Genomic DNA, 24,300 nt, shown 5'->3' on the forward strand with positions numbered 1-24,300 from the left:
TATAAAAGGATATTAGTGTCTTATAATAAAATATGAAACAGGTGGATAACTATGGAGAGCATGATGGTGTTCTGCGCGGTGGATGATACGCTCCAGCTGCCGCTGTACGCTACAACGATTGGGTACTGGGAGCATCAGGAAGAAACGGCCCGTTCTGCCGGATTTCCCGATTACCAGCTGCATCAGGTGCTGAGCGGCAAAGGGGAGCTGGCAGTCGGGGAGAAGCGGTATGTGGTCGGACCCGGAGAGATATTCTTTACTTTCCCGGATGTTCCTCATTCCTACACGCCAATCAGCCGGGAATGGGAGCTGGCATGGATATCCTTTAACGGGAGAGAGGCGGGAGGCATGCTTTCTTATGCAGGTATCCGGGAGACAGGAGTGCGCAAATTAAGGGATGCAGAGCTGCTGGTTCCGTTTCATGAGCTGCTTAAGCTGCCGGATGCCAATGATCTGGACAATAATCTGGAGCGCTCCAGGCTGCTGTATGCGATGCTGCTCGATCTGAAGCGGAATCTCCCGCCTTCCAGCGAGGAGGATGAGCTGGTGCGGATCAAGCCGGTGCTTGAGCATATTGAGCTGCATCTGCACCGGGCATTGCCCCTTAAGGAGCTGGCCGAGGTGATTTCGGTTTCCCCGCAATACCTGTGCAGGCTGTTTCAGCGGACGGTTCATGACCGGCCGGTGACCTATATCAACAAGCAGCGCATTAACCGCAGCAAGCAGCTGATGTTCCAGCAGCGGGAAAAAAAGCTGTATGAGATTGCCCAGCTGACCGGCTTCGAAAATGCGAGTTACTTCTGCGCGGTATTTAAGCGTTTGACGGGAATGCAGCCGGAGCAGTTCAAGCAGCTGCACGGGCTGGATAAAGGGTAATAGTGAAAAAGGCACGTTCCGCATAGTCCCGGGTGGACAGCAGAGCGTGCCTTGGCATGTTAAAAAAACTGAAGCAGGCCAAATATGATGAAAAATGCTCCGATCCAGATGCCTACAGCCCCCCTGAAGGTCATAAGACTGATATAACTGCTGCTGGGCTCGGAATCCCCTTGTACCTTCCAGGATTCACTCATTTTCCAGGCATAGTCAGGGTGCTTGCGGATGTATAAGCCAAATACGATCGATCCAATACCAAGGATAAGCAATATTATTCCAAGTGCCATATCATCAGCTCCTTTCAACGGTTATACGGATAAATTATACACTACGGTGCAAGAAAAAGACTTGCTTTAAATACCTGTTCCGGTTATCGTAGACATAAAGAGTCTGCAATAGCTTTTTAATAATCGCGGACATTATAACTCTGGAAAGGGTGTTTAATATGAATACAAAAGCAGATGTGGTTATTATCGGCGGGGGTCCGGCGGGTCTAAATGCGGCATTAGTTCTGGGACGGGCCCGGAAATCTGTTATTGTTATTGACGATCTGCAGCCGAGGAATATTGTTACCCGTGAGACACACGGCTTCCTTACTAGGGATGGAGTAAGTCCAAGGGAGTTACGCAAGGCGGCGCATCAAGAGCTGGCAGCTTATCCGTCAGTGAGCCGTGTCAGTGATACCGCTGCAGTGGCTACGAAAAACGAGGATGATTTTGAAATTACGACGGTCTCAGGGGCAATGTATTCTAGTAAGAAACTGCTTTTTGCTGTTGGAAAAAAAGATCTTCCGCTGTCCGTTGACGGACTCGCTGAGGTCTATGGCAAAAGCGCCTTTGTCTGCCCGTATTGTGACGGCTGGGAGTTGCGGGATAAGAAGCTTGTCCTTATCGTAACTGGAGCCCATGCGCTACATTTGGCTAAAGTAATCTCCGGCTGGACGAAGGATTACAGCATTTGTACCAACGGGCCGGCGGAATTGACGGATGAAGAACGCGGGGAGCTGGCGCGGCATGGGGTGCTTTTGCATGAAGCAGCAATAAGAACAATAGAATCAGAGGCGGGAATGGTGCAGCAGGTGGTTTTGGAGGATGAAACCCGGCTTCCGTGCGAGGGGATTTTCTTCGCTCCCAAGCTGACAAGAGGCTCGAATCTCCCGCAGGCTATAGGCTGTGAAATGACTGAGACGGGCAGCATCCTCATAGATGAATACGGCAAAACAAACATTCCCGGGGTATTCTCTGCCGGTGATGCCGCCTCAGAAAAGTATCAGGCCATTGCCGCAGCTGCGTCAGGCGCACTGACTGCTATTATGATTAACGGTGAGCTGAACGGGGAGGCCTGGGATGCGAGTGAGCCTGTGGAATAGTGCAGTATGGAAGTCCAAATATAGTGCAGCTTAGTATATGGCCGCTTTTATAATCTGCGGGTAATCTGAATGTATCTTCAGAATAATTATGTGATGATGGAGGGAGATCATTGCGGGCGGCAACTGAAACCATAAATACTGTAAGATTAAAGCTAAGACCATTTAAAGTGGAAGATGCCCCGAGTATGCATGCTAACTGGATCAATGACATTGATGTCCAAAGCAATTACGGTGAACCTGTCTATAGTAGTATAGCTTTAGTAGAAGCTTTACTGCAGCAATGGGTGCTGTCCTATAATAGAAATGATTTTTACCGGTGGGCGATCATCCTTAAAGATCATGAGGAATGCATTGGACAAATCTCCTTTTGTCAGGTTGACGTGGGTCATCACCTTGCTGAAATTGAATACTGCATCGGCCGGTCGTATCAGAATAATGGGTATGCCACTGAGGCTTTAACAGCAGTAATACAGTATACCTTTACCCATACTTCACTGCACCGGCTGCAGGCATATCACCGCGGGCAGAATGCAGTATCTGGAAAGGTGATGCAGAAAGCTCATATGCAGTATGAAGGTACACATAAAGAAAGTTACTATTATAGCGCTACTGGAGTATACGATGATAAGCATTACTACGGAATCGTAAAAGGAACGATATGATTAAAGAGCAGCCCCCGGCTGCTCTTTGACTTATTCACCGTAGATAAACCACCTAACCAGTAGGTTATCAGCGGATAACAGAGCTTGCCATTCCTTTTCTGGAGCAAATTTGAACCGTATATGAGGATACTGTACTATTTTATATAATTATTAATAGAGTAGACCTGGCAGCTTCACTGCCGACATCACTGTGTAAAGGAGCTTGAAATGGATATGGATGATTCGCTGGAACCCGTACTTGAAGAAATGAAGCAGGAAATAGACAAGTGGATCGCATATATCAACGATAAGGATGCTGAGAAAATTATAAAACGCACTACGCTGCAGATGGGCATTCACGGGTATGCGCTCCTAAAATATGAGGGTGGCAGAGTGGATGTGACGGATTACCCGCTGGATTTATCTGTGCAGGGCAAAAGCAGGCTGAGTACCAGTGGCGGGCTTACAGAGGAGCAGGTGCGGGAACAGATCGTTCCAGAGCTTGCTCACTATATGCAGCATAAATTAAACGAACTCCCTCCGGCAGTGCTGGATTACCGGTTTAATTTTGAAGGGAACTTCCAAGTCGTAAACGGCGGCACTGTCAAAGTGCCTATTCTCAAATATGTGGACGAGGCGAAGAAGCAGCTGCTGCTGGACCGGATCGGCTCTTATATCTCCAGCAAGCTTGAAGCCGGCCAATATCCGACCAAACCGTTAGAAACGTTTTTCTTAGCCCGGCATCTGCTGGATGAAGAATTGTATCCCGTCCTGCATTCCGGCAGAATCATTGGTCTGTATGAGCGGATACAAGAGCTGAATAAGGGAAGCAAGCATCTTACAGAGCACCGCAATACACTGACAGTGGCCCTGAGGAACTGGGTTGAGGAGCAGTGGCTGCCCCGATACTTTGAGCTCACCGGCAGCGAATGGGAGAAGGAATATAAGAAGAAGAGCGGTGCCATGCTGGAGGTGAGCGGGAGCGGACAGGAAGCCGTGGAGCTGGTGATCTATAGTGCAGTAAGTATCCTCAGATATGAGCCTTCCTACAGCAGAAGTACGGGGCTCACCTTCTTGAATTGCGTGACCGCTCTCGGCAGCACCCGGGCTGAACAGCTGATCCGCGAGGGCAGCGGAGCCCTGCCTGAGGATGTTATCAGATTGAGAGATGAACGGGTGGAATGTATAGCAAATGATGTGTTTGCTGAGGTAAGTATCCATATGAAGCAGGAGTCAGGGGAGAGCTACGGTCAGGCGCTCCGGTTTCTGATCAAGCTGCTTGAACAGGGTTTTCCCAAAAGTTATCAGATTAAGCTGAAATCCGCAGTTAAGCGCTGTCTGCCGCTCAAGGGACTAGTCAAATCGGGTACACACCGGTTTTTTGCGAATGCGCTTGAATATCCGGAAGTCCACCCGCTGCTGGAAGAGTACGCCAGGGCGGCTATGGAAACCTTTGAATGGTATACAGATACGGAAGGGGAGAAATGCTGCATGCCGGGCAGCTATGCGGTCTTTGGCCTTGCTCTCACAGACCGGGCATATTTCCCGCTAGCCAGAGAATACATGGAGAAGGTAGACGTTGAACATCAGTCGGTCCAGAACGGGTTTACAGCAGCATTATATGGACATTACGGCATTAAAACGGAGACTCTTCCTATGCTGGTGACGTGTATGCTGTACTGTACGGAATCATTAAAGCTAAAGATAACGAAGGAGCTGGAGGATGAAGAGCTGCTCAGCCTGCTGCTCAATCAGATCCGCAGCCTCGAGTACTACCAGGTAGAACATCTTGTCTACCTCATTTGGGGCGGTAAGGACAAGCTTAAGAAGCTTGCTGGCAAGGCTGAAGGAGAGATGAAGCAGAATCTAGAAGAGCTGATGCAAGCTGCCGGACGTGGCTAACCCGTCATATGCATAAAGCATACTGTGATAGGAAATTAAAGATCCTTCAGATTATGATGCATTCTGGTGAGCATGTCTGTCATCAGATGGATCTCCTGCTCACTGAAGCCGTCAAGCAGCTGGCGGATAAATTGGGTCCGTTCCTTGTTAAAGTTTACAATAAGGCTCCGGCATTCCTCAGTCAGCCGCACAAAAGTCACCCGCTGATCTGCCGGGTTGCGTCTTCTGGTCACCATGCCTTCCGCCTCGAGCTGCTTCAGGTGCCGGGTAATTGCAGCGCTGTCGATGTGAATGGCCTTTTGCAGATCACTCTGGGTTACCTCATCCGCTAGATATAGCTGATACAGCAGATCATACCGCGAAGAGCCGATGCCGGTGCAGCGCTCAAACTTCGGGCTGAGCTCATTACTCATTTTTTTGAGCAGGTACAGTACAGCTTCTTGTTCCATTGAACAATTCATGGTGTTCCCTCCTTGGTGTAATGTTAAAAGAAGACGGAGCTGTTCTCCGTCTTCTGCAATAGCTATTCAAGTAAGCAGATAATGTTTACCTTAAGCCCAAAACGTTGTTTGGTCAACTGGCAGACGGTAAGAATTGAAGCCCTCACTGGCAGCTTTACCGATCGTCAGCAGCATAACCGGCAGATAGCGCTCTTTGTCCATACCGAAGGCTTCAGCGATCTGATCCTTCTCATAGCCGCCGATCGGATTCGTGTCATACCCGTGCGCACGCGCAACCAGCATCAGCTGCATGGATACCAGGCCGGCATCGAGCAGAATAATATCACGCATATCTTTATCGCTAATCTGCGAATACAGCGGCTTGAATGCATTCAGCTGATATTCTTTTACTTCTTGCGGCATATAGCCGAGTTCAACCGCTTTGCTATAAATTTCTTCTGAGTAATCGAAATTGTTCATGTCGCCAAAGACTGCAATGACAGCAGAGGCCTGAAGAACTTTGTCCTTATTGAAACGCGAGAGGGGAGCGAGCTTTTGCTTGCCTTCTTCACTGTCAATCACCAGGAAGCGCCATGGCTGCATATTGATAGATGAAGGAGCCGTGCTGGCTTCCTTCAGAATTTCCGTCATTTCTTCTCTGCTGATTTTCACAGAGGGATCATAGGTTTTGATGGACCGGCGTCCATATACGATCTCATTAAAATCATTGGTTTGCTGGAATTCTTTCATGCTGGTTCTCTCCTTGAAAGTTATATTTTTATTTGATCCGTCAATAATTGAGGGGTCAACTATTTATGTATTCAATATATTTCAAATCCATTGCAAATGCAATAGTATAATTAAAATGAATCACAAAAGAAAGTTACCTGTTCAGGAACGATATTACATCTGCAGCTTTTATCTGAACAGCTATTCATGCATTTTACTTGTTCAATCCGGCTAAACAAAGAGTTTGCTCCAGCCGGTCCAAATCCACCAAGAAGTCCGCAAATCCCGAAAAACGGTCCTGTAGCGTTTCGTCAGCCTGCCCGTACATCATATAGTAATCGAGTTTGTTGTGGTTGCTGATCATCCAATAAGTAGGCACTACATGCCGTCTATGAAAAATTTCGACAACTACAGTTCCCTTCATGCAAAAAGCAAGATTGGACAAGCCTGCACCATGCGGCGAAACAATCACTTCTGCGGAAGCAAAGAGCTGAATTTGCTGGGCTACGGTCCAATCCTCCAGACAGACAGGAACGAAGCCATATGGCTCCAAACAACGGATTACTTCATTCTCATTGGTGATCCGGCGGGAAGAGGCTTTACTCCGGGAGATAAAAATACGGCCCGGAGCACGGAGCGTGGTGTCGCGTCCCGGCAGCATAAACTTACGCAGGACAGAAGTGGACCAAGGCGGGTAATGGGAATTCATCATCAGTGAAGGTGCTACCAGCAGTTCGGCCTGAATTTGCCGCTCTTCGCCCGTGCGGATCACAGACGATTCCGCTATGCCAAACATAGTTAACGTATCCTGTACGAAAGTTCCATAAGGATTCGGGTTCATGATAAGGGTTTGAAAAGGGATATTTAGTATTCTAAGCATACCCAGACGCGGCAGCACATCATATAACCAATGAAAATAATTATGGCTCCCGCAAAAGGTCAACACGGCAGCCGTCCCCTGAAGGTCATAATGCTCCCGGGCCTTCTGGCGGTGCAAAGCCGGGTGTTCCTCCGCTGTCAGCATTCTGTTAAGTTGTCCATCGTATTCCGGAGAAAGGTCGTAGATCAGTTTATCTTCCGATGTCAGGACTGAACCAGAGGGACCCCAGACACGCCCATTTGGAATGTATGCAATATATCCGCCTTCGGGATGTAGAGTATAAGATTTCAAATACGGGTGAACTTCCGTTTCAACCGTTTTGGGGGCCTCATATTCAGTGGTTTCGCCAAAATCAAAAGGACTAAGCCTGATCTCGACTCCAGAGGAAGCCGAAGCTTCCCATTCCCATACGTCTTGGTAAAACCCGGATGCACATAGATTCGTGCCTGCAGGGTTAGCCTTTCCGCTCATTTCTTCCATTATGCATCCCGCCATCTCCTTGATATCTATAAGCTATTTTATGCGGTCCGGGCTTAACGGGTACGAAGACGGAATAAATAGGCGGCACTCCGTTAACCCAGGCTTATTCCCCGTAGATAAACTGTTCCACTTTGCCCGCAGTCACATCAAGCTCAGGACTCGAATTGTCAATGACCGTTACATTTACTTCCGGCAGCGGCCAGGCGACCGTTCGGGGGCTGAAGGCGGAGCGGAACTGCTCCCAGTTCCGGAATTTCCAGCCGTCCAGCGGGGAGTTCCGGCCGGTAATCCGTTTGCGAAACAGCGCTTCGTCCTTCAAAGTGACCAATACGACCTTCACTTCAACTTCCTGCAATGTCTTGCCGATCCGGTTCAGCTCAGCTTCGATCCAATCCGGGTCTGCAGCTTCTTTGGTAAAAGGTCCAACGACATAGAGATCGGCGGAAAGCCCGATGTTATCAAGTGCGGCATCCATTGTAATCCGGTATCCCAGGTCGCGGCAGAGCTGTTTATATTCGGCGGAATCCCGGTCGTCCGGGTCCAGTCCGTGCATAGTCAATATTGCCGTCGCGGCAGGGCGTAAGAGAGTATCCATATCCAGCACGGCCGCCTTGCGGCGGGCAGCTACAGCTTTGGCCAGTGTTGTTTTGCCGGCGCCGCCAGGACCCAGGAAAAAAACGAGCTTGTTCATCATCAAATCTCCTTCATGTTCATAAGTAATAAGTAACCGGTTCCTACACTTTTACCAGTATAGTTCATTGCTCTGATATCTTGTATAATAACAAAAGTAAATAGTACAAGACTAACATGGAGGCAGTGGGCAAATGAAGATTAGACAGATAGAGAAACCGGACAACCGTTCCATCGAGACCATCATCAGAGAATGTCTGATCGAATTTGGCGGCAACCGTGACGGCCTGGCCTGGGCTGATGACAGCATGCATGATCTTTACAGCTATTACAATGCAGCCGGGAACCGGGCATACTGGATTGTAGAGGAGGACGGCCGGGTGCTGGGCGGCTGCGGAATTGCCTCTTTTGCTGAGTCGGATGAAATCTGTGAGCTGCAAAAGATGTATCTTGCCAGCGCAACCAGAGGAACGGGTATTGCGGCTGAGCTCCTGAAGACTGCGCTGGATTTTGCAGGGCAGCATTATAAGCAATGTTATCTGGAAACTTTGCAGACGATGGGTGCCGCGAACCGGTTTTATCAAAAACAGGGCTTTACACTGCTTACTGAACCGCTGAACGGGTCTGAGCATTTTGCCTGTGATGCCTGGTATATAAAAGAGCTTGAAAAGCTTAACTAGCAGGAGGGAGGCGTTCAGCGTGCAATTTCCGGTTGTCAATGACAAGGTTATGGCCCAAATCCGGCAATCCGAAATCGATTTCCTTGCTTCCAGAATAGAGTCCATTGCTGAACGGGATGAAAATCCGGAGGGTGTTGAAATCAGAAGGTTTGGTAAAGCGACTGCTTTTTACATAAGGACTATGCCCTGGAGTATATTTAATTCGGTAAAAGGGTTAACAGATGATGAAGAGGATCAGATAGGGGAATGGATCCGGTTCTACCGTGAACGGGAATTCCAGGTTGATGTTGATCCGTATCATTGCAGTGCCAGACTGCTTACAGCGTTAAGAGCTAACGGTCTGGGCCAGACAGGATTTCATTCTGTGTTATACGGCTTGCCTCTAAAAGAGCCGCCAACCCCGCCGTCCAATATTGAAATCATTGAAATCCGGGAACAGTCACACTTTGACGCTTATGCTGAAATACATTGTCTCGGCTCGGGTATGCCGCTTACTGCCAAGCCTCATTTTATTAACAACAACATCGGATTGCTGAACAGGACTGGATGGAAGCTGTTCCTGGCACTGCTTGATAATGTACCTGCCGGAGTGGCGGCGATGCATATCAATGGCAGTGTTGCGTCATGCGCACTGGCTGCGACTGCGCCTGATTTCCGCAACCGGGGCATACAGACTGCACTGCTGCGGCAGAGGTTGTACACCGCGCATGAAGCAGGCTGTAGGTTAGTTGCTGCACAAGCCGCCTTCGGATCGTTAAGCCAGAACAATATGGAGCGGACAGGCTTCCGGATCGCCTGGACACGCTCGATCTGGAGTCTAATCTAATATACAAGCATGAATAGGAGCTACATATGAGAAAACCAATCATCGCCGTCGATATGGATGATACCATCTGTCATCTGGTCAAACGGGCTATATACCATAACAACAATGATTTTCCGACCCATCTCCTCCGTTATGAGGATATGATGGACTGGAACACGGACCATTTGCGTCACCCGGACAGCACGCAGGAGCTCTTTTTCGGCCGGCCGGGCTTGTATGAGGAGCTTGAGCTGTTTGACGAGCATGTGGTAGAGGAAATGGAAAAGCTGCACAATGCTTATGATGTCATCATTGTTACTGCGGCTTCACCAAAGTCGGTTACCGAAAAATGGAACTGGCTGCAAAAGCATATGTCATATATTCCCGCTGAGAACTTCTTCACCGCCAAACGGAAGCATCTGATTAACTTTGATCTGCTGATCGATGACGGGCCGCATAATCTGCTGCCAGCCGTACAGGAAGGTAAAAAGGTGCTGTGCATCCCGCATCCCTGGAATCTCAGAGCACGGGAAGAATATGCGTTTCCGCTTATGACATCCTGGAAGGGTGCGAAGGAACGGATTGATGAATTGCTGCTGTCGGAGCGTTAGACCGCTGCCGCAAAGCCAAAGGAAACTCCTCCTGCAGGCTGCCTGTATCTATCGGGCGGTCTGGCATGGAGGAGTTTTTGCATACAGAGATTAATAGGCTAGTGAACTGTCAGCGGTTTGAAGACCGGGTGCTTTTCTTTGATAAAAGCGGCTGAAGCTACCTCCTTGTGCCTGCATTTCCTTTAAGCTGCCACTCTCCGTAATCCTGCCGTCCTCCATAAACCAAATCTCGTCATATTGCTCTAGCAGCTCGTCATTCAGATTATGCGTGATGGTGATTAACGTAAGCTCCGGCAGGGCCATTAGGCTGCTCTCAATCTCATATGCAGTCTGCCTGTCGACAGCAGATGTTCCTTCATCCAGGATCAGGACCGGTTTGCTGCGGATCAGTGCCCGGGCTACAGCAATCCGCTGGCGCTGGCCGCCTGAGAGCTGTGAACCGTTTTCTCCGACAACAGTAGACAGACCTTCCGGCAGCTGCCGGACATAAGAATACAGACTGCTGCTGCGGAGTGCCGCTTCCAGTACCTTTTCTGGAAATGGTTCATCCAGACAGATGTTGTGCTTAATGTCTGAGTCGAATAGAAATACATTCTGATGAATCATAGATGTTAAAAGAAGCATGGATTCGCTGTCCAGCGCTGATAGTTCAATACCGTCCAATAAGACAGAACCGTCATAGTCTTCGTAATACCCGCTGAGCAGCTTAACGAGCGTTGATTTCCCGCAGCCGCTAGGTCCGATAAGGGCGATTTTTTTTCCTTTGTGCAGCTTGAAATTAATATTCTTGAGGACGGGTTGACCCTGGTGATAGCTGAAGCTGAGCTGACGCGCCTCTAAAGAATGTTCAAACGCAAGCTTATACGGGGCAGCTTCTGAAGGCTGCACAGCTTCCCTGGCCAGCTCTTCAATACGTTCAAGGATCGGCTTCATGCTTCTGATCTTGGGAATATTCTGCATGATGACGAGCACAGGGCCGACCAGTCCGCCGCTTAGCTGGACCAGTGCAACCAGGCTGCCGGCAGAAATATGACCGGTGATGATCAGGTAGGCTGCAACGAACATGACGGTAAGCTGGCTGAATATAGCCAGTGCCTCCGATATGCTTTCATTCGCAGCAAACAGCCGGTCCGCAGCAAAGCCGACCTTGGCGGCATTCTGATTGGCCTGCTGAAATCCCCGTTCACTCTGTTTTTTAAGGCCAAAGGAACGGATCACTTCATATCCGGCCAGAAGATCTTTAATATGTGCAGTGAACCGGGACATCTCAGAAGATACGGCATTGAGCCTGCTCTGCAGCAGCTTTCCGAACAGCCAAGGGATCGTGAACATCAGAATCATGCCGATCGCGAGAATAAGAGTTATCAGCGGGCTTAATGAGAGGAGAACAATCAGAGAGGCTGTAAAAATAACGGCGTTTTGAAAGGTATGCAGGAGAGGCTGAAGCACATTTTCGATAACCAGCTTGATGTCATTGGTCAGTGCTGACAGATAATCTGCGGTATTGGCCGCTTTGAAGTCAGCTGTTTTTTTGTAGAGCACACCGCTGAATATCCGTTTCCTGATCGATACAGTAACATTGCGGACAAGAGCCTTACTGCATAAAGAATGGATGAATCCGGTCAGGCAAAGCAACAGCACATAAACAATGGACACCAGCAGAATACGCTGGAAAAGCTGCATATCTCCCTGGAGGGCGGCATCAATTACCTTTTGCAGAACAAGAGCAATCAGCACACCGGCAGCTGCGGCAATCATACTGAACACCAGGGTTACAGCCAGCAGAAGCTTGTTATGGGTCAAAGCATGTTTCATCTCTACATCAGCTCCATGATTAGATTTCGGTATAATTTGTAAGATGAAGATAACACAATATAATACATTCGTCAAATAAATAAGATAATTATCGAATATGATTCATAAAAAAACTCCCGCATCGTGGTTGCGGGAATCCGTTAATTAACTATAAAAGAAACTGCTGCAGATCAGCGATCAGCTCATGCAGGTTCTCAGTATGGAGATGATAATATACTCTGCCGTTGTTTTTTTCGACCCGGACCATTCCGCAGGCAAGCAGGACGTTCATATGATGAGACATCGTCGCTGCTGTCAGTCCGAGCTGGTCGGCAATCTCCAGATTGTATTTGGGACTTATTTTAAGGGAGGCTAGAATCTGCAGTTTACTGCTGTCGGCCAGTGCCTTCATCCGCAGCAGTAAAAGCTCTCTCGAATCAGAATGCTGCTTGCTGGCAATCGGGAGCATATCCAAGTATAACCCGTAATAATGATTGCCGGATAACACCATCTGACCAAGCGGCAGGATCAGGGCGGGATAAACCGCCGGGTTCTCATCATCTGACATTTCCAGAAACGTAATAAATTGCTCATCCTGTTGCCGTTTAATGGATTGAACGTATGCAGGGATCAGCTTGCTGACCTGCTTCTCAACCTCCCGGAGGGCTTTTTCAAAAGCCGGCAGATTCATTTTTACAATTTCTATAAGAGTATGGAGGTGTTCACGCGGCTGGTGCAGCAGTGTCATCAGCTTCCATTTGGTTGATTCACCCAGCGGACTTCCGTTAAGAAAGCTGATCACTTCCGGAAGTGACTGAATGGACGACAGGGCTGATTCCCGGGGAGAGTGACTCTGCATTGCTGGCATTTCGTTAATCGTCTTCAATATTTTATCCTGAACGGCCGTCTCAGCTGTCGCCTTCAATGAAGTAAGCCACTCCGGATTTTCACTAAGCAATACTTGCAGAAGCAAGAAAAAGTCGGTAGTATCCTCATTAAAAAAGAATACAGAGTTATCATCCGTTTTCCGGTGTTTGGTGAAGCTGCTGATGTATTTATCCATTATTTTCAGGTGCTTGTTGTAAAAGGCTTCGCCATCCAGACCGAACTGTTCAAGGTCTTCAATCATAATTTTCCGGTAAGCCGGCTGATAGCTTACATACAATAATCCCATCGTTTCAAAGACCGGGTCCAGCTGTTCATGAATGTGCAGGTTCATAGCGCCTCCGTCAGTACAGTAGTTTGGTGCTCATCTAATTAATTATATTGTGGTGTAATTGGATTGGCAAGCCGGCGGTGCTGGCATGGACACTACTAAGGAGAAAGCGTCATGTAGATAGAACGTCATTAAGAGACTAACAAAACGACGCCTATTCCCGCCTTAAGTACAGCGGCGGGCAGCGGATTGATCTCCCCTGCCCAGCGCAACCTCAGTCAGTCGGCTCGGAGTCAGATTAGTTTTAAGTGTACATTGTACAATTAAAACAGGGGAAATTCGTCATTATAAGGAGATAACTGTATTCTGTACATCTATTTCCCTCAAAAAAGCCGTTTCCAGGCGTTTTGGGTGAATAATAAATGTATAGAATGCAGTTAAAACCTGCAGCGGAGCTAATAAGTCAGGTTTAGTTGCAGAAAGTACAGTTATTTCAGCCCGGTGCATTCATTATGCATTTTACAGGATGTTCCTCTGCTACCACAGTAGGAAAATGGCTTTGATGCTAGACAGCAGCCTGATTCATTACGCTACGGAGTTACAGCTGTTTTACTTTTAATTGTTTGACGAATTATAAAGGACGTAGTTTCGGAGTTATCTTGTCGTAGGTAAGGGGGGATAATAATGAAAACCTTAAAAGAATTCTTGAATTTAGTTAAATGGGAATCCGTAAAGGGTAGATTGCCTGAGCTTTATCCTGATATGAAAGAAGCCACAGTATTATCAAAATACAAATAAGAAACAAAGAATATTGGATTACAAATGCTAGTGGATATGGATCAATCAATGATTAAGTAAAACAAGAAGGCCAAGAAGGAGCCATTGTTTTCGACAATGGCTCCTTCTTTATGAAGTGAAATTACTAATTTGATGAACTTGATGGAACATCAGTATCAGTAGGGGGTTCATCATTTAAGGTTTTACCTAAGAGCAACGAATTGGGATAATTTTCATGAAATTCTGCTTCATCTACTTTTAAAAAAAACGCGCCTTCAAAAATTAGTTGATTCGTATTAGGCCCGATTTCATCTATTTTTCTTGCTATCTCCGATTCCTTAAAGATACTTTGTTCATCTGCTCGCACGAACATGCCATGAGGTGTATAGAATTGAGTAGAATACCCTTTTGCGATTTTTGATTCTACGGATTCTACGGATTCTACGGTTTCTACGTTTTTTACCGATTCTACGGATTCTACGTTATTTGTTGAAAAATTAGTGTTAACAGGATTTTCAACTGTTTTATTAGCGGTTTCCATTTCTGGATAAGTGTCTGCTTTTGAATTTGATATTAATGCCACTCCTGAAATAATAGTCACCGCAAAGGTTATTAAATATATTTTTTTTAACATATTATCCCGTCCTTTCTATACCAATAATTATTTCCTGCTTTTAAACAATAAATTCACTTAAATGTTGAACGAATGGAAAAGTCCGTAAAGGAAAATATGAAACTATAAAATGTATTATTTACCTTATTTTATTATAATGCTCTTTATAGTGCAGGTGAACATCAGTTTACTATAATATTATTTTCCTTACGCAATAATCTCCAATTCTCCTCTATATAATACTATGTTCTAATAATCCTTTTAATGTGTAGTCTTCATAGACACAGATCAATCCACTTACAAAGAGTAGCCGAAGTATGGCGAACAATAATGATGGTTATATTCCTAAAAACTGATGAAGCTGAATTTTTGTCACAAAAGCTCTCTTTTTCCAAACACATCACCGGCACCGGACTAAGAAAATACTTTATTTTCCTAGAACAGAAAGCTGATTGACAGACTCTTTGAGAGAGCGATATACTTACATCACTTAAACGTATAAGTTAATCATAAATATTTAATTATAAGGAGTGTATAGCATGGATTTAGCTTCTTTTTATCATGAGCCAAAAGGCTCTTTCTCGTATGCCTACGATACTGAAACACTGCATATCCGCATCAAAACTAAAAAAGACGACTTGAAGTCGGTCACTGTACTGGCGATGGACCCGTTCAACTGGAAGCCGGTGTCCAAAGATTCGCATGTCTATGAATTTGCTGTAGATCAGATGCAGCGGGTGGAGATGAAAAAGGAATATGTGACCCGATACCATGACTGCTGGTTTGCCGAGCTTACCGGGTTTAACTGGAGAAGAATTAAATACGCTTTTGTGCTGGATGACGGCAATGAGTGCTGCTTCGCAGGCTGCCAGCGCTTTACGGCGCTTGAGCGGGACTGGACTCCGCCTAAGGACTATACGAACTACTATAATTATCCGTACATTTTGGAAGAAGACCTGTATGCAGCGCCGGAATGGGTTCCGGATACAGTATGGTACCAGATTTTCCCTGACCGGTTCAACCGCAGCGTCACTGCAGCTCCTTCTGAAGATATTCTGGAATGGGGCAGTGACCAGCTTGACGGCAACGGTAAAAAGTTTGGCGGTAACCTGCAGGGAATCAGCGAAAAGCTTGATTATATCCGCGATCTGGGCTGCACCGGAATCTACTTTACCCCCCTGTTTGATTCACCAAGCTCCCATAAATATGATACAAGGGATTATTTTAGGATTGATCCGAGCTTCGGCGACAATGAGGCTTTCGGTAAAATGGTGGATGAAGCGCATAAACGGGGCATTCGCGTGATGCTGGATGCGGTGTTCAATCACTGCGGCTATGAGCATCCGTTCTGGCAGGACGTGCTGAAGAATGGCCGGCGTTCGCCATATTATGACTATTTTTATATACTGGATGGAGATAAGGAGATTGTTCCTGACACGGAGTTAGCCGCAAAGGAAGGCTATTATTTCGGAGAGCACCTGAATTACAGGACGTTTGCTTATACAGAGATGATGCCCAAATGGAATACCAGCAATCCGGCTGCGCGCGAATATCTGATCAGTGCGGCCGTTTACTGGACGGAGCGTTATAACATTGACGGCTGGAGACTGGACGTGGCCAATGAGGTGTCTCATGATTTCTGGCGGGAATTCCGCAAAAGAATCAAGGGCATTAACCGGGAGATTTATATCCTCGGTGAAAACTGGCTCTATTCCAATCCGTGGCTGCAGGGCGATCAGTTCGATGCGGTGATGAACTATGAATTCACCTGGCCGGTTACCCGTTTCTTCGGCACTACACTTCCGGCGGAAGAACAGTACACAGCTCAGGATTTCAAGTATGCAATTAACCAGCTGCTATTCAGCTACCCCAAGCATGTAGCACGCAATATGTTCAATCCGCTGGACAGTCATGATACGGCGCGGATTCTGCATTTTTGCGGAGACAACACGGAGCTGGTTAAGCTTACTTATGTTTTTCTGCTGACGTATGGCGGATCTCCAAGTATTTATTACGGCGGGGAAGTGGGGCTCAGCGGCGACGAGCATCATAACCGGCAGTGTATGCCCTGGAACCCGGAGCAGCAAAACCTGGATTTGTACGATACCGTACGCAGGCTGATCGGACTCCGGCGGCAGAACCCGCTTTTCAGGGAAATTGATCTGGAATGGCTGTCTGCCGGGGAAAGTGAAGAAACAGTGATTTATAAAAAATCCGCCGGCGGCGCTGCCTTGTACGTGCTGCTTCACAACTCGGCCGATGCTGCTGTTGTTAAGCTGCCTGATCAGCTGCAAAACCGGAGCTTAAGAGATTTGTATAACGGACTGGAGCTGGCAACCGCTTCGGAAGTCCGCATGGAGCCTTATTCCTTCCTGCTGCTGGCAGACGGGGAGTAGACAAGTTGAATATCAGTTGGAGGCAGATGCTATGACAGTCGATAATGTACCAGAGCTTTTGGAGCAAATGAAGATAAAGGTCAGCCGTGAGGACAACCGGGCCGTCTCTTTTACCAATAAAGAAGCCGCCTATTATTATACGCAATCGCATTTAAATGACCATCCCGAGCATGCTTATTTTGAGGGGATGAATGTGGCCAAAAACCGGATTTTTGGCGGATACACGTTATATGCAGATGGGCAGGAGCTGGATAATGAGCTGGCTGAAGTTACGGTTAGTCCCTATTCGCTGGTCCGTACCCATGGCAGATTGAAGGAGGAACTGTGGCTGTTCGATTACCGCAATGTGCTGGAGGTCAACGTTACAGGAGCCAGTGCGGAGATTGGCATCTCCTTGAAGGGGGAGGCGCTGGATCAGTTGGAGCTTAACGGCAGCACGGTATTGTTCAAGGCGATGGAGGGGGAATGGATCGTTGCCCTGCGTCCCGGAAAAGATCAGCCGGTTAGTGAAAAGGAAGGAGTCTTTCTGACAACGGCTGCGGCCGGAGGCTTTTTCATAGCTTGTGCCCGGACGGCTGAAGAAGCAGGTAAGCTGCTTGAGGATACAGAACGGCGGGCTGACGCATTAAAAGGAGAGCGTGTCCGGCGTATGGAAGGATTTTTGCAGAATAATGCCTACCTGCGCAGCAGCAATGAGGAGCTGACCCTTGCGCTGAACTGGATCAGTCTAACGATGGATCAGCTGGTAACGAGGCAGCAGGGTGAGGGGATTTATGCCGGACTTCCGTGGTTCAATGAGTATTGGGGACGCGATCAGTTTATAGCCATGCCCGGTGCAGTGCTGGTCAGCGGCCAGTTCGCAACGGCAAGGCAGATCCTGCTGTCTTTTGCGGAATATCAGAACAAGGATGCAGAATCTAAATATTATGGACGGGTCCCGAATATCCTGGCTCCGGAAAATATCGACTATCATACAACAGACGGCACACCGCGGTTTATCATCCAGCTGCAGGACTATGTAAAATATTCCGGAGACACCGGGCTTATTGAACAGCTGTACCCGGCCGTATGCAGCAGTATCGAGGGCTCGCTCCGGCATTGGGTAGACGATAAGGGTTACCTCACCCATGACGACAATGAGACTTGGATGGACGCGCGCGATGCGGAGCTGAAATCCTACTCCCCGCGTGATACCCGGGCCAATGATATTCAGGCGCTATGGTACGGTCAGCTGCGGGCTGGTGTTTATTTTGCCGAATATATGCAGGACCAGGATAAAGCGGAGAAGTGGGGCCTTGTGGCCGACCAGTTGCAAAAGAACTTTGCTGCCGATTTCCATGATCCGGCTTATCCGTATCTGGCTGACCGTCTGGATAAGGATGGCGTGCCCGAATTCTCGCTGCGCCCGAATCAGCTGTTTGCCTTTGACCTGTTCGAGGGCCGGAAATTCAAGGACACAGCTGTCCGCACGGCATGGGAGGAGCTGGTTTATCCCTGGGGCACGGCCTCGCTGGACCGGCGGCACCCGTTCTTTCATCCGTTCCATCTTACGGAGCAATATCATAAGGATGAAGCCTATCATAACGGTACCGTATGGACCTGGCTGAACGGCATTGCCATACAGCGGATGATCGAAGCCGGGCAACAGGAGACGGCCTATGAGCTGTTCAGCAATATGAACCGGCAGGCGCTGGAGCTTGGTGTAGTTGGCGGGCTCAGTGAAAACCTGGATGCTTATCCAGAGGCGGGAGCAAGCAGAGCGAAGCTGACAGGGGCATACCTGCAGGCCTGGTCGAATGCGGAGCAGCTGCGGGTGTGGTACCAGTATTTCCTCGGCATCCGCCCGGATCTGATCCTGGGGAAGGTTACGCTTGCTCCGCGAATGCCGCAGGAGCTGTCAGATGTGCAGGTGCGGGTGAAGGCAGGGCGAGGCAACATTGAGATGATTTACTCGGCGGCTTCTGGTGGTGAGCAAGTGTTTGTTTATCGTTTTGCGGGAGTAGAGCTTGCTGCGATCGTTGATGTCTCACCGTTTGAGCTGCTGGAAATACCGGTGGCTGACGGCAATGAGCTGCGGATCAGGATTGGCGGGGAGAAGCAGGACGGAAACGGGCAGCTGATTGGCGGGGAGAAGCTGGCGGCTGAGCTGCTGGGCGGGAAAGGGCAGCTGATCGGGGAATGGTCAGCAGACGTATCTGCTGGCAGAGCTGATGAGCAGCGGCAAAGTGACCGGATCATCAGCGGCGTACAGTTTGCTGAGCCCCTGGCCTTATCGGAGCATCCGGTAATGAAGCCGCGGACTAATGCGGAGGATGTCAAGAAAAAGGAGTAAATAGAAGGTGAGGGCAGAGTAAGTGCTGGAGGAGTTCGGTATTTGGGGCAGGCACGCCAGCTTGGTAACATAGTGGAATTTACCCCATTAAAGAGGCTTAGGTTGGGGTGAAAGAGCTGGACTTGTGGGATTTTTCCCACTAATGGTGCTCAGCCTGGGGTGAAAGAGCTGGACTTGTGGGATTTATCCCACTAATGGGGCTTACCATGGGTTGAAAGAGCTGGACTAGTGGGATTTATCCCATTAATGGGGCTCACCATGGGTTGAAAAAGCTGGAATAGTGGGATTTATCCCACTAATGGGGTTTACCATGGGTTGAAAGAGCTGGACTAGTGGGATTTATCCCATTAATGGGGCTCACCATGAGGTGAAAAGGCTGGACTAGTGGGATTTATCCCATTAATGGGGCTCACCATGAGGTGAAAAGGCTGGAATAGTGGGATTTTTCCCACTAATGGGGCTTACCATGGGGTGAAAGAGCTGGAATAGTGGGATTTTTCCCACTAATGGTGCTTACCATGGGGTGAAAGAGCTGGAATAGCGGGATTTTTCCCACTAATGGTGCTCACCATGGGTTGAAAAAGCTGGAATAGTGGGATTTATCCCACTAATGGGGCTTACCATGGGTTGAAAGAGCAGGAATAGTGGGATTTATCCCATTAATAGGGCCTATTTAGGCACTTAAACCAGAGGCTCATTCAGTGCCACCTTCATTCCCGCAGCTCCACCAGAAATGGGGCTATGCACATTATATAACACGTGTTATACTTTTGGCGAGGTGCTGATATGAGCAAAAAAAGAGTGACCAGCCACGATGTAGCCAAGCTGGCAGGCGTATCCCGCAGCGTTGTATCCGCTGTGCTGAATGATACACCGGGCATCGGGGTAAGCGCCCAGACCCGGGAGGCGGTGCTGCACGCGATTGCGGAGCTGAACTATCACGTGGATGCACAGGCGCGCAGCATGAAGACCGGCCGCAGCATGACGCTGGCTGCATTCGGGGACACCGGACATCCGCTGTTTATGCGGCTGCTTGAAGGAATGCAGCGGGAATGCGAAACGGCCGGATACCATATTCTGCTCTGCTCTCCAGGGGAGCGGAGGCCGGGTGAAGCCAGAAGCGCGCTGCTGGACCTGTATCACCAGCGCAAGATCGACGGGATTGTAACGCTGGATAATACCAGCTACCGAAGTGCTGACTGGGCTGCTAAAGTGCACGAAGCTGGTGTTCCCTACGTCTCCGTGGAAGGATACGCAGAGACAGAAGGGGTTCATTCCGTGCTGGCAGACTATAGAGGCAGTGTCCTCACAGCACTGGATTATCTGTGCAGGGATGAAGCAGAGTGTCAGGCTGGGCCAGTCTATGCGGAGGTACATCGCGGGGCAGACGGCAGACGGATCAACTGGTCCGAGAAAAACCGCCGCAACGCCTATAAAGAATGGTGCAGCGGCCATGGCTACCAGCCGCAGATCCGGCGGATGGATGAGCTGGAAGGCGCCCAAGGCTGGATCAGCTGGCTGACTGAGCTTCAGGCGGAGGCCGGCGACGCATTGCCGCCGGTGCTGGTGAACTGGTCAAGTACAATTCCCGACCTCTACCGTGCAGCCCGCCATCTCAGTCTCAGCATTGGCGATACGCTGAAGGTTATGGCTGCAGATAATACTATCCAGGGTGACCGCCTGAGTGTACCCCGGCTGAGCTGTGTGGAAATACCCTATGTACGTATGGGTGAAGAAGCCGTCCGCTGCATCCTGAAGCAGCTGGAGCAGGGGGCTGCTGGGGAACCCGGTAAGCTGTGGCTGCCGGCGGTCTTAAGACCGGGAGAGAGTGCATAAAGTTTGGCATTATAGAGCAAGAGAAACAGTGCTGCTTAGGTTTATAAAGCTGATTTAACCAACTTACGGAACGGCTTATAAAAAGCGGACCCGGCTATCATCCGCACCGCATTGGAAATGGCATAATCCCATAGAGGATCGCCTTTTCCTTTTAGTATATAACACGTGTTATATAAAGGAGGATGAAAGCGTTGTTTTGGACAGAGGAAAAGCTTGGGGCGCGAATTGCTGAGTTGGAACGCTACCGTTACCGTGAGACTATTTTCTTGACAGAATGGCTTGGGCTTGAAGATAAGGAGGGCGCCAACGGTGTATACCCGCCGGATTTGAAGGAGGGGGATTCATACCGGGTCGGTGATTACTGGACTGGAAGGGATATGTATCTCTGGCTGCACAGAATGGTCGAGGTACCGGCCCATTGGCAGGATAAACGGATTGTCGGCCTGTTCGATTTCGGACGTACGGGCGGCGGGAATAACAGCGGTTTTGAGTCGCTGCTGTTTTTGAACGGGAAGCCATACCAGGGGGTGGACTCCAATCACCAGGAGGTTTTTCTGGAGCCGGAGACGGCGGGTACGGCAGTTAGCTTTACCTTCCGGCTATGGTCGGGCCTTGAAGGCGGCGGACTGCCGGTACCGCAGGAGCACCGGATCAAACGTGCGGAGCTCGCGTGGCTTGATGATCCGGCCGACAATTTGTATTACACCGGCCGGGCGATGCTGGCCGTATACCAATCGCTTGGCGGCAGTGATCCGCTGAAGCAGGAGCTGCAGACCGTGCTGGACCGGGCCTTCCGCCTGCTGGACTGGTCAAGGCCGGGCAGCGAAGCTTTTTATGCTTCTGTCAGGGAGGCGGATGAACAGCTGACAGCGCGGCTTACGGCGATGGAACAGAAGCATCCGGTAACAGTATCGGCCGTAGGGCATACCCATATCGACGTGGCCTGGCTGTGGCGGCTTACCCATACGCGGGAGAAGGCGGCGCGCTCTTTTTCCACTGTGCTGAGGCTGATGAAGCAGTATCCGGAATATATTTTTCTGCAGACACAGCCGCAATTGTACGATTACATCAAGAAGGATTACCCTGAGCTGTATGCCGAAATTGACGGGCGGGTCAAAGAGGGCCGCTGGGAGGCCGGCGGCGCGATGTGGCTGGAGGCAGACTGTAACCTGACGAGCGGCGAATCGCTGGTGCGTCAGATTTTATACGGGACCAAATTTTTCCGCGAAGAGTTCGGTGTAGAATGCAAATATTTATGGCTGCCGGATGTGTTCGGGTACAGCTGGGCGCTGCCGCAGATTTTGCGCAAATCGGGTATAGACACGTTTATGACAACCAAGATCAGCTGGAGCCAGTACAACCGGATGCCGCATGATACGTTCCACTGGCGGGGGATGGACGGGAGCGAGGTGCTTGCCCACTTTATTACGACACCGGAAGGTCCGGAATCCAGCGCCTGGTATTATACCTACAACGGCTTAATGGAACCGTTTGCTGTTCAGGGCATTTGGGACTCCTACCGGGACAAGAATCTGAACCGCGAGCTGCTGCTGGCCTATGGATACGGGGACGGCGGCGGCGGGGTTAACCGGGAGCATCTGGAGATGCGGCGGAGGCTTGATGCTATACCGGGGGTGCCAAATGTGAAACCGGGCAGGGCGGATGATTATTTTGAACGGTTGAACGAGACGATCCGCAGCACGGATCAGTATGTCCATACCTGGGACGGTGAGCTATACCTTGAGTACCATAGAGGAACCTACACCAGTCAGGCTTACAATAAGAAAATGAACCGCCGGCTGGAGCTGCTGTACCGTGAAGCGGAATGGCTTCAGGTGCTGCTGGCTGCCGAATCGGGCAGCTACGAGAAGTATCCAAAGCAGGAATTGGATAAAGGCTGGAAAATCATCCTGCGCAACCAGTTCCACGATATTATCCCGGGCTCATCCATCCGGGAGGTCTATGAGGATTCGCGCGCCGAGTATGCGGAAGCTGAGGAGATCGGAAATCAGGCAGCCAAGGCAGCTGCAGAGGCTTTAACGGGTTTATCCAAGCAGGATAAGGACAAAAAAGCATATACGGTATTTAACGGGGCTTCCTTTGACCAGGCAGGACTCCTTACCGTGTATGCCGAAGATTCTGAACACAGACAGTGGAGGGATGAAAACGGTTCACTACTGAACGCACAGCAGCTGGGCAACGAATGGCTGATTGAAACGCCGGAGATCCCGATGCTGGCAACGGCAGTCATTAGTGCACATTTTACTGATAATGTTGAACCAGCAGCTCAAACGGACTCTTTTGTATGGGAATACCCTATCCTGACTACGCCTCACTATATTATGGAATGGAACAAATCGGGCCAGTTAAGCCGTCTGTATGACCGTGATGCTGAACGTGAGGTGCTCGCTCCGGGCGAATGCGGAAATGTACTGCAGGTATTCGAGGATAAGCCGAAGCAGTATGATGCCTGGGACATTGATCTGTATTATCAGGAGAAAAAACGGGAAATCACCGAACTTGTCTCTATGGAGCTGGTTCACTCAGGCCGGCTGGCAGCAGTGTTACAGTTCTCCTGGAAGTATATGGACTCAATGGTAATCCAGAAGGTGAAGGTGTATGCCGGAAGCCGCCGGATCGATTTTGAGACGCTGGTTGACTGGCATGAGCAGCATCAGCTGCTTAAGGTTGCTTTTCCGGTAACCGTCCGTTCGACAGAGGCCACTTATGATATCCAGTATGGTAATGTGAAGCGTCCGACTCACTGGAATACAAGCTGGGATTATGCGCGTTTTGAGAGTGTGGGGCATCAATGGGCGGATCTGTCGGAGCGGGGCTATGGGGTAAGCCTGCTTAATGACTGCAAGTACGGGTATGACATCAAGGATCATGTGATGCGCCTGTCGTTGATTAAGTCAGCAACCGCACCGGACTGGCAGGCCGATCAGGGTGAACACCGGTTCACGTACAGCCTGCTGCCGCATGAGAGAGACTGGGCCGAGGGACGTACGGCAGAGGAGGCGTGGATGCTTAACAATCCGCTGCGGGCGGTAGAGGGAAGACTCAACGGAGAAACAGGTAAATCACTGTTCCGAACGGACGCTGCAGGAGTCGCCATCGATGCCGTCAAATGGTCTGAGCAGGGTGACAGTTGTGTGATCCGGCTGCATGAATTCTTCGGCGGCCGCCGGAAAGTCAAGCTTAGCAGCGGATATCCCGTCCGTTCCTGGCAGCTGTGCGATCTCATGGAGCGTCCTCAGGGAGAGGTTGCCAGTGGCGGTGAAATCGAGCTTGAATTCAAGCCTTATGAAATTCATACCCTGCTTATCAAATTCTTTGAATAGCTCTGCTAACTC

Annotated in this window: 19 protein-coding genes; 11 read left to right on the forward strand and 8 right to left on the reverse strand. The window is 49.3% G+C overall.

The features are described 5' to 3' along the window. The first annotated feature begins 51 nt into the window (after positions 1-51). Positions 52-876, forward strand: a complete 825-nt coding sequence (locus tag NST84_RS14125; protein ID WP_342566173.1) for an AraC family transcriptional regulator — start codon at positions 52-54, stop codon at positions 874-876. 59 nt (positions 877-935) lie between these two features. Here the strand turns inward: NST84_RS14125 and NST84_RS14130 are convergent, their stop codons facing one another. Then, positions 936-1,160 carry a DUF6199 family natural product biosynthesis protein gene (locus NST84_RS14130; RefSeq protein ID WP_342566174.1) on the reverse strand — a complete coding sequence of 75 codons (225 nt, stop codon included), beginning with the start codon at positions 1,158-1,160 and terminating at the stop codon, positions 936-938. A 158-nt stretch (positions 1,161-1,318) separates the two neighbouring features. Here NST84_RS14130 and NST84_RS14135 point away from each other — a divergent pair, with 158 nt between their 5' ends. The 3 genes from NST84_RS14135 (at position 1,319) to NST84_RS14145 (ending at position 4,785) form a co-directional block, all read left to right on the forward strand. Further along, positions 1,319-2,242: an NAD(P)/FAD-dependent oxidoreductase gene (locus NST84_RS14135; RefSeq protein ID WP_342566175.1), complete on the forward strand. Its 924-nt coding sequence runs from the start codon at positions 1,319-1,321 to the stop codon at positions 2,240-2,242. Between the two features lie 110 nt (positions 2,243-2,352). Next, positions 2,353-2,904 (forward strand): GNAT family N-acetyltransferase, encoded by a 552-nt coding sequence (locus NST84_RS14140; RefSeq protein WP_342566176.1) that lies wholly within the window; start codon positions 2,353-2,355, stop codon positions 2,902-2,904. 207 nt (positions 2,905-3,111) lie between these two features. Continuing rightward, on the forward strand, positions 3,112-4,785 hold the full coding sequence (locus NST84_RS14145; RefSeq protein WP_342566177.1) for a DUF6138 family protein: 1,674 nt from the start codon (positions 3,112-3,114) through the stop codon (positions 4,783-4,785). A gap of 35 nt (positions 4,786-4,820) precedes the next feature. Here the strand turns inward: NST84_RS14145 and NST84_RS14150 are convergent, their stop codons facing one another. From NST84_RS14150 to NST84_RS14165, 4 genes are all read right to left on the reverse strand, one after another. Then, positions 4,821-5,246: a MarR family transcriptional regulator gene (locus NST84_RS14150; RefSeq protein WP_342566178.1), complete on the reverse strand. Its 426-nt coding sequence runs from the start codon at positions 5,244-5,246 to the stop codon at positions 4,821-4,823. A 90-nt stretch (positions 5,247-5,336) separates the two neighbouring features. Then, entirely contained in the window at positions 5,337-5,975 is a 639-nt protein-coding gene (locus tag NST84_RS14155; protein WP_342566179.1) for a nitroreductase family protein, read from the reverse strand. A gap of 193 nt (positions 5,976-6,168) precedes the next feature. Next, the gene (locus tag NST84_RS14160; protein ID WP_342566180.1) at positions 6,169-7,314 is read right to left on the reverse strand and encodes a glycosyltransferase 61 family protein; all 1,146 of its coding nucleotides are present in this window, start codon (positions 7,312-7,314) and stop codon (positions 6,169-6,171) included. A 103-nt stretch (positions 7,315-7,417) separates the two neighbouring features. Continuing rightward, positions 7,418-8,005: an AAA family ATPase gene (locus NST84_RS14165; protein WP_342566181.1), complete on the reverse strand. Its 588-nt coding sequence runs from the start codon at positions 8,003-8,005 to the stop codon at positions 7,418-7,420. A 133-nt stretch (positions 8,006-8,138) separates the two neighbouring features. On the opposite strand from NST84_RS14165, the gene NST84_RS14170 reads away from it, so the two are divergent. Genes NST84_RS14170 through NST84_RS14180 form a run of 3 tightly spaced genes read left to right on the forward strand, consistent with a single transcriptional unit; the run spans position 8,139 to position 10,040 of the window. Further along, positions 8,139-8,624, forward strand: a complete 486-nt coding sequence (locus NST84_RS14170; RefSeq protein ID WP_342566182.1) for a GNAT family N-acetyltransferase — start codon at positions 8,139-8,141, stop codon at positions 8,622-8,624. A gap of 19 nt (positions 8,625-8,643) precedes the next feature. Continuing rightward, positions 8,644-9,450, forward strand: coding sequence for a GNAT family N-acetyltransferase (locus NST84_RS14175; protein WP_342566183.1), 807 nt, complete (start codon positions 8,644-8,646; stop codon positions 9,448-9,450). A gap of 26 nt (positions 9,451-9,476) precedes the next feature. Beyond that, on the forward strand, positions 9,477-10,040 hold the full coding sequence (locus tag NST84_RS14180) for a hypothetical protein (RefSeq protein WP_342566184.1): 564 nt from the start codon (positions 9,477-9,479) through the stop codon (positions 10,038-10,040). 90 nt (positions 10,041-10,130) lie between these two features. Here NST84_RS14180 and NST84_RS14185 read toward each other — a convergent pair whose 3' ends face one another. From NST84_RS14185 to NST84_RS14195, 3 genes are all read right to left on the reverse strand, one after another. Then, a complete protein-coding gene (locus NST84_RS14185) occupies positions 10,131-11,855 on the reverse strand; it encodes an ABC transporter ATP-binding protein (RefSeq protein WP_342566185.1) in 1,725 nt (574 codons plus the stop codon). A 148-nt stretch (positions 11,856-12,003) separates the two neighbouring features. Continuing rightward, positions 12,004-13,053, reverse strand: coding sequence for a metalloregulator ArsR/SmtB family transcription factor (locus NST84_RS14190; RefSeq protein WP_342566186.1), 1,050 nt, complete (start codon positions 13,051-13,053; stop codon positions 12,004-12,006). 859 nt (positions 13,054-13,912) lie between these two features. Continuing rightward, positions 13,913-14,401, reverse strand: a complete 489-nt coding sequence (locus NST84_RS14195; RefSeq protein WP_342566187.1) for a hypothetical protein — start codon at positions 14,399-14,401, stop codon at positions 13,913-13,915. A gap of 518 nt (positions 14,402-14,919) precedes the next feature. Between NST84_RS14195 and NST84_RS14200 the strand changes: the two genes are divergently transcribed. The 4 genes from NST84_RS14200 to NST84_RS14215 all read left to right on the forward strand — a co-directional run bounded on the left by NST84_RS14200 (position 14,920) and on the right by NST84_RS14215 (position 24,288). Then, positions 14,920-16,776 carry a glycoside hydrolase family 13 protein gene (locus NST84_RS14200; RefSeq protein WP_342566188.1) on the forward strand — a complete coding sequence of 619 codons (1,857 nt, stop codon included), beginning with the start codon at positions 14,920-14,922 and terminating at the stop codon, positions 16,774-16,776. Positions 16,777-16,807: 31 nt separating this feature from the next. Then, complete coding sequence (locus NST84_RS14205) at positions 16,808-19,108, forward strand: amylo-alpha-1,6-glucosidase (protein ID WP_342566189.1); 2,301 nt, start codon at positions 16,808-16,810, stop codon at positions 19,106-19,108. A gap of 786 nt (positions 19,109-19,894) precedes the next feature. After that, entirely contained in the window at positions 19,895-20,944 is a 1,050-nt protein-coding gene (locus NST84_RS14210) for a LacI family DNA-binding transcriptional regulator (RefSeq protein WP_342566190.1), read from the forward strand. Positions 20,945-21,135: 191 nt separating this feature from the next. Then, complete coding sequence (locus tag NST84_RS14215; protein ID WP_342566432.1) at positions 21,136-24,288, forward strand: alpha-mannosidase; 3,153 nt, start codon at positions 21,136-21,138, stop codon at positions 24,286-24,288. Positions 24,289-24,300: the final 12 nt, after the last annotated feature.

The organism is Paenibacillus sp. FSL R7-0345 (genome assembly GCF_038595055.1).
In the GTDB taxonomy this organism is placed as follows: Bacteria; Bacillota; Bacilli; order Paenibacillales; family Paenibacillaceae; genus Paenibacillus_AQ.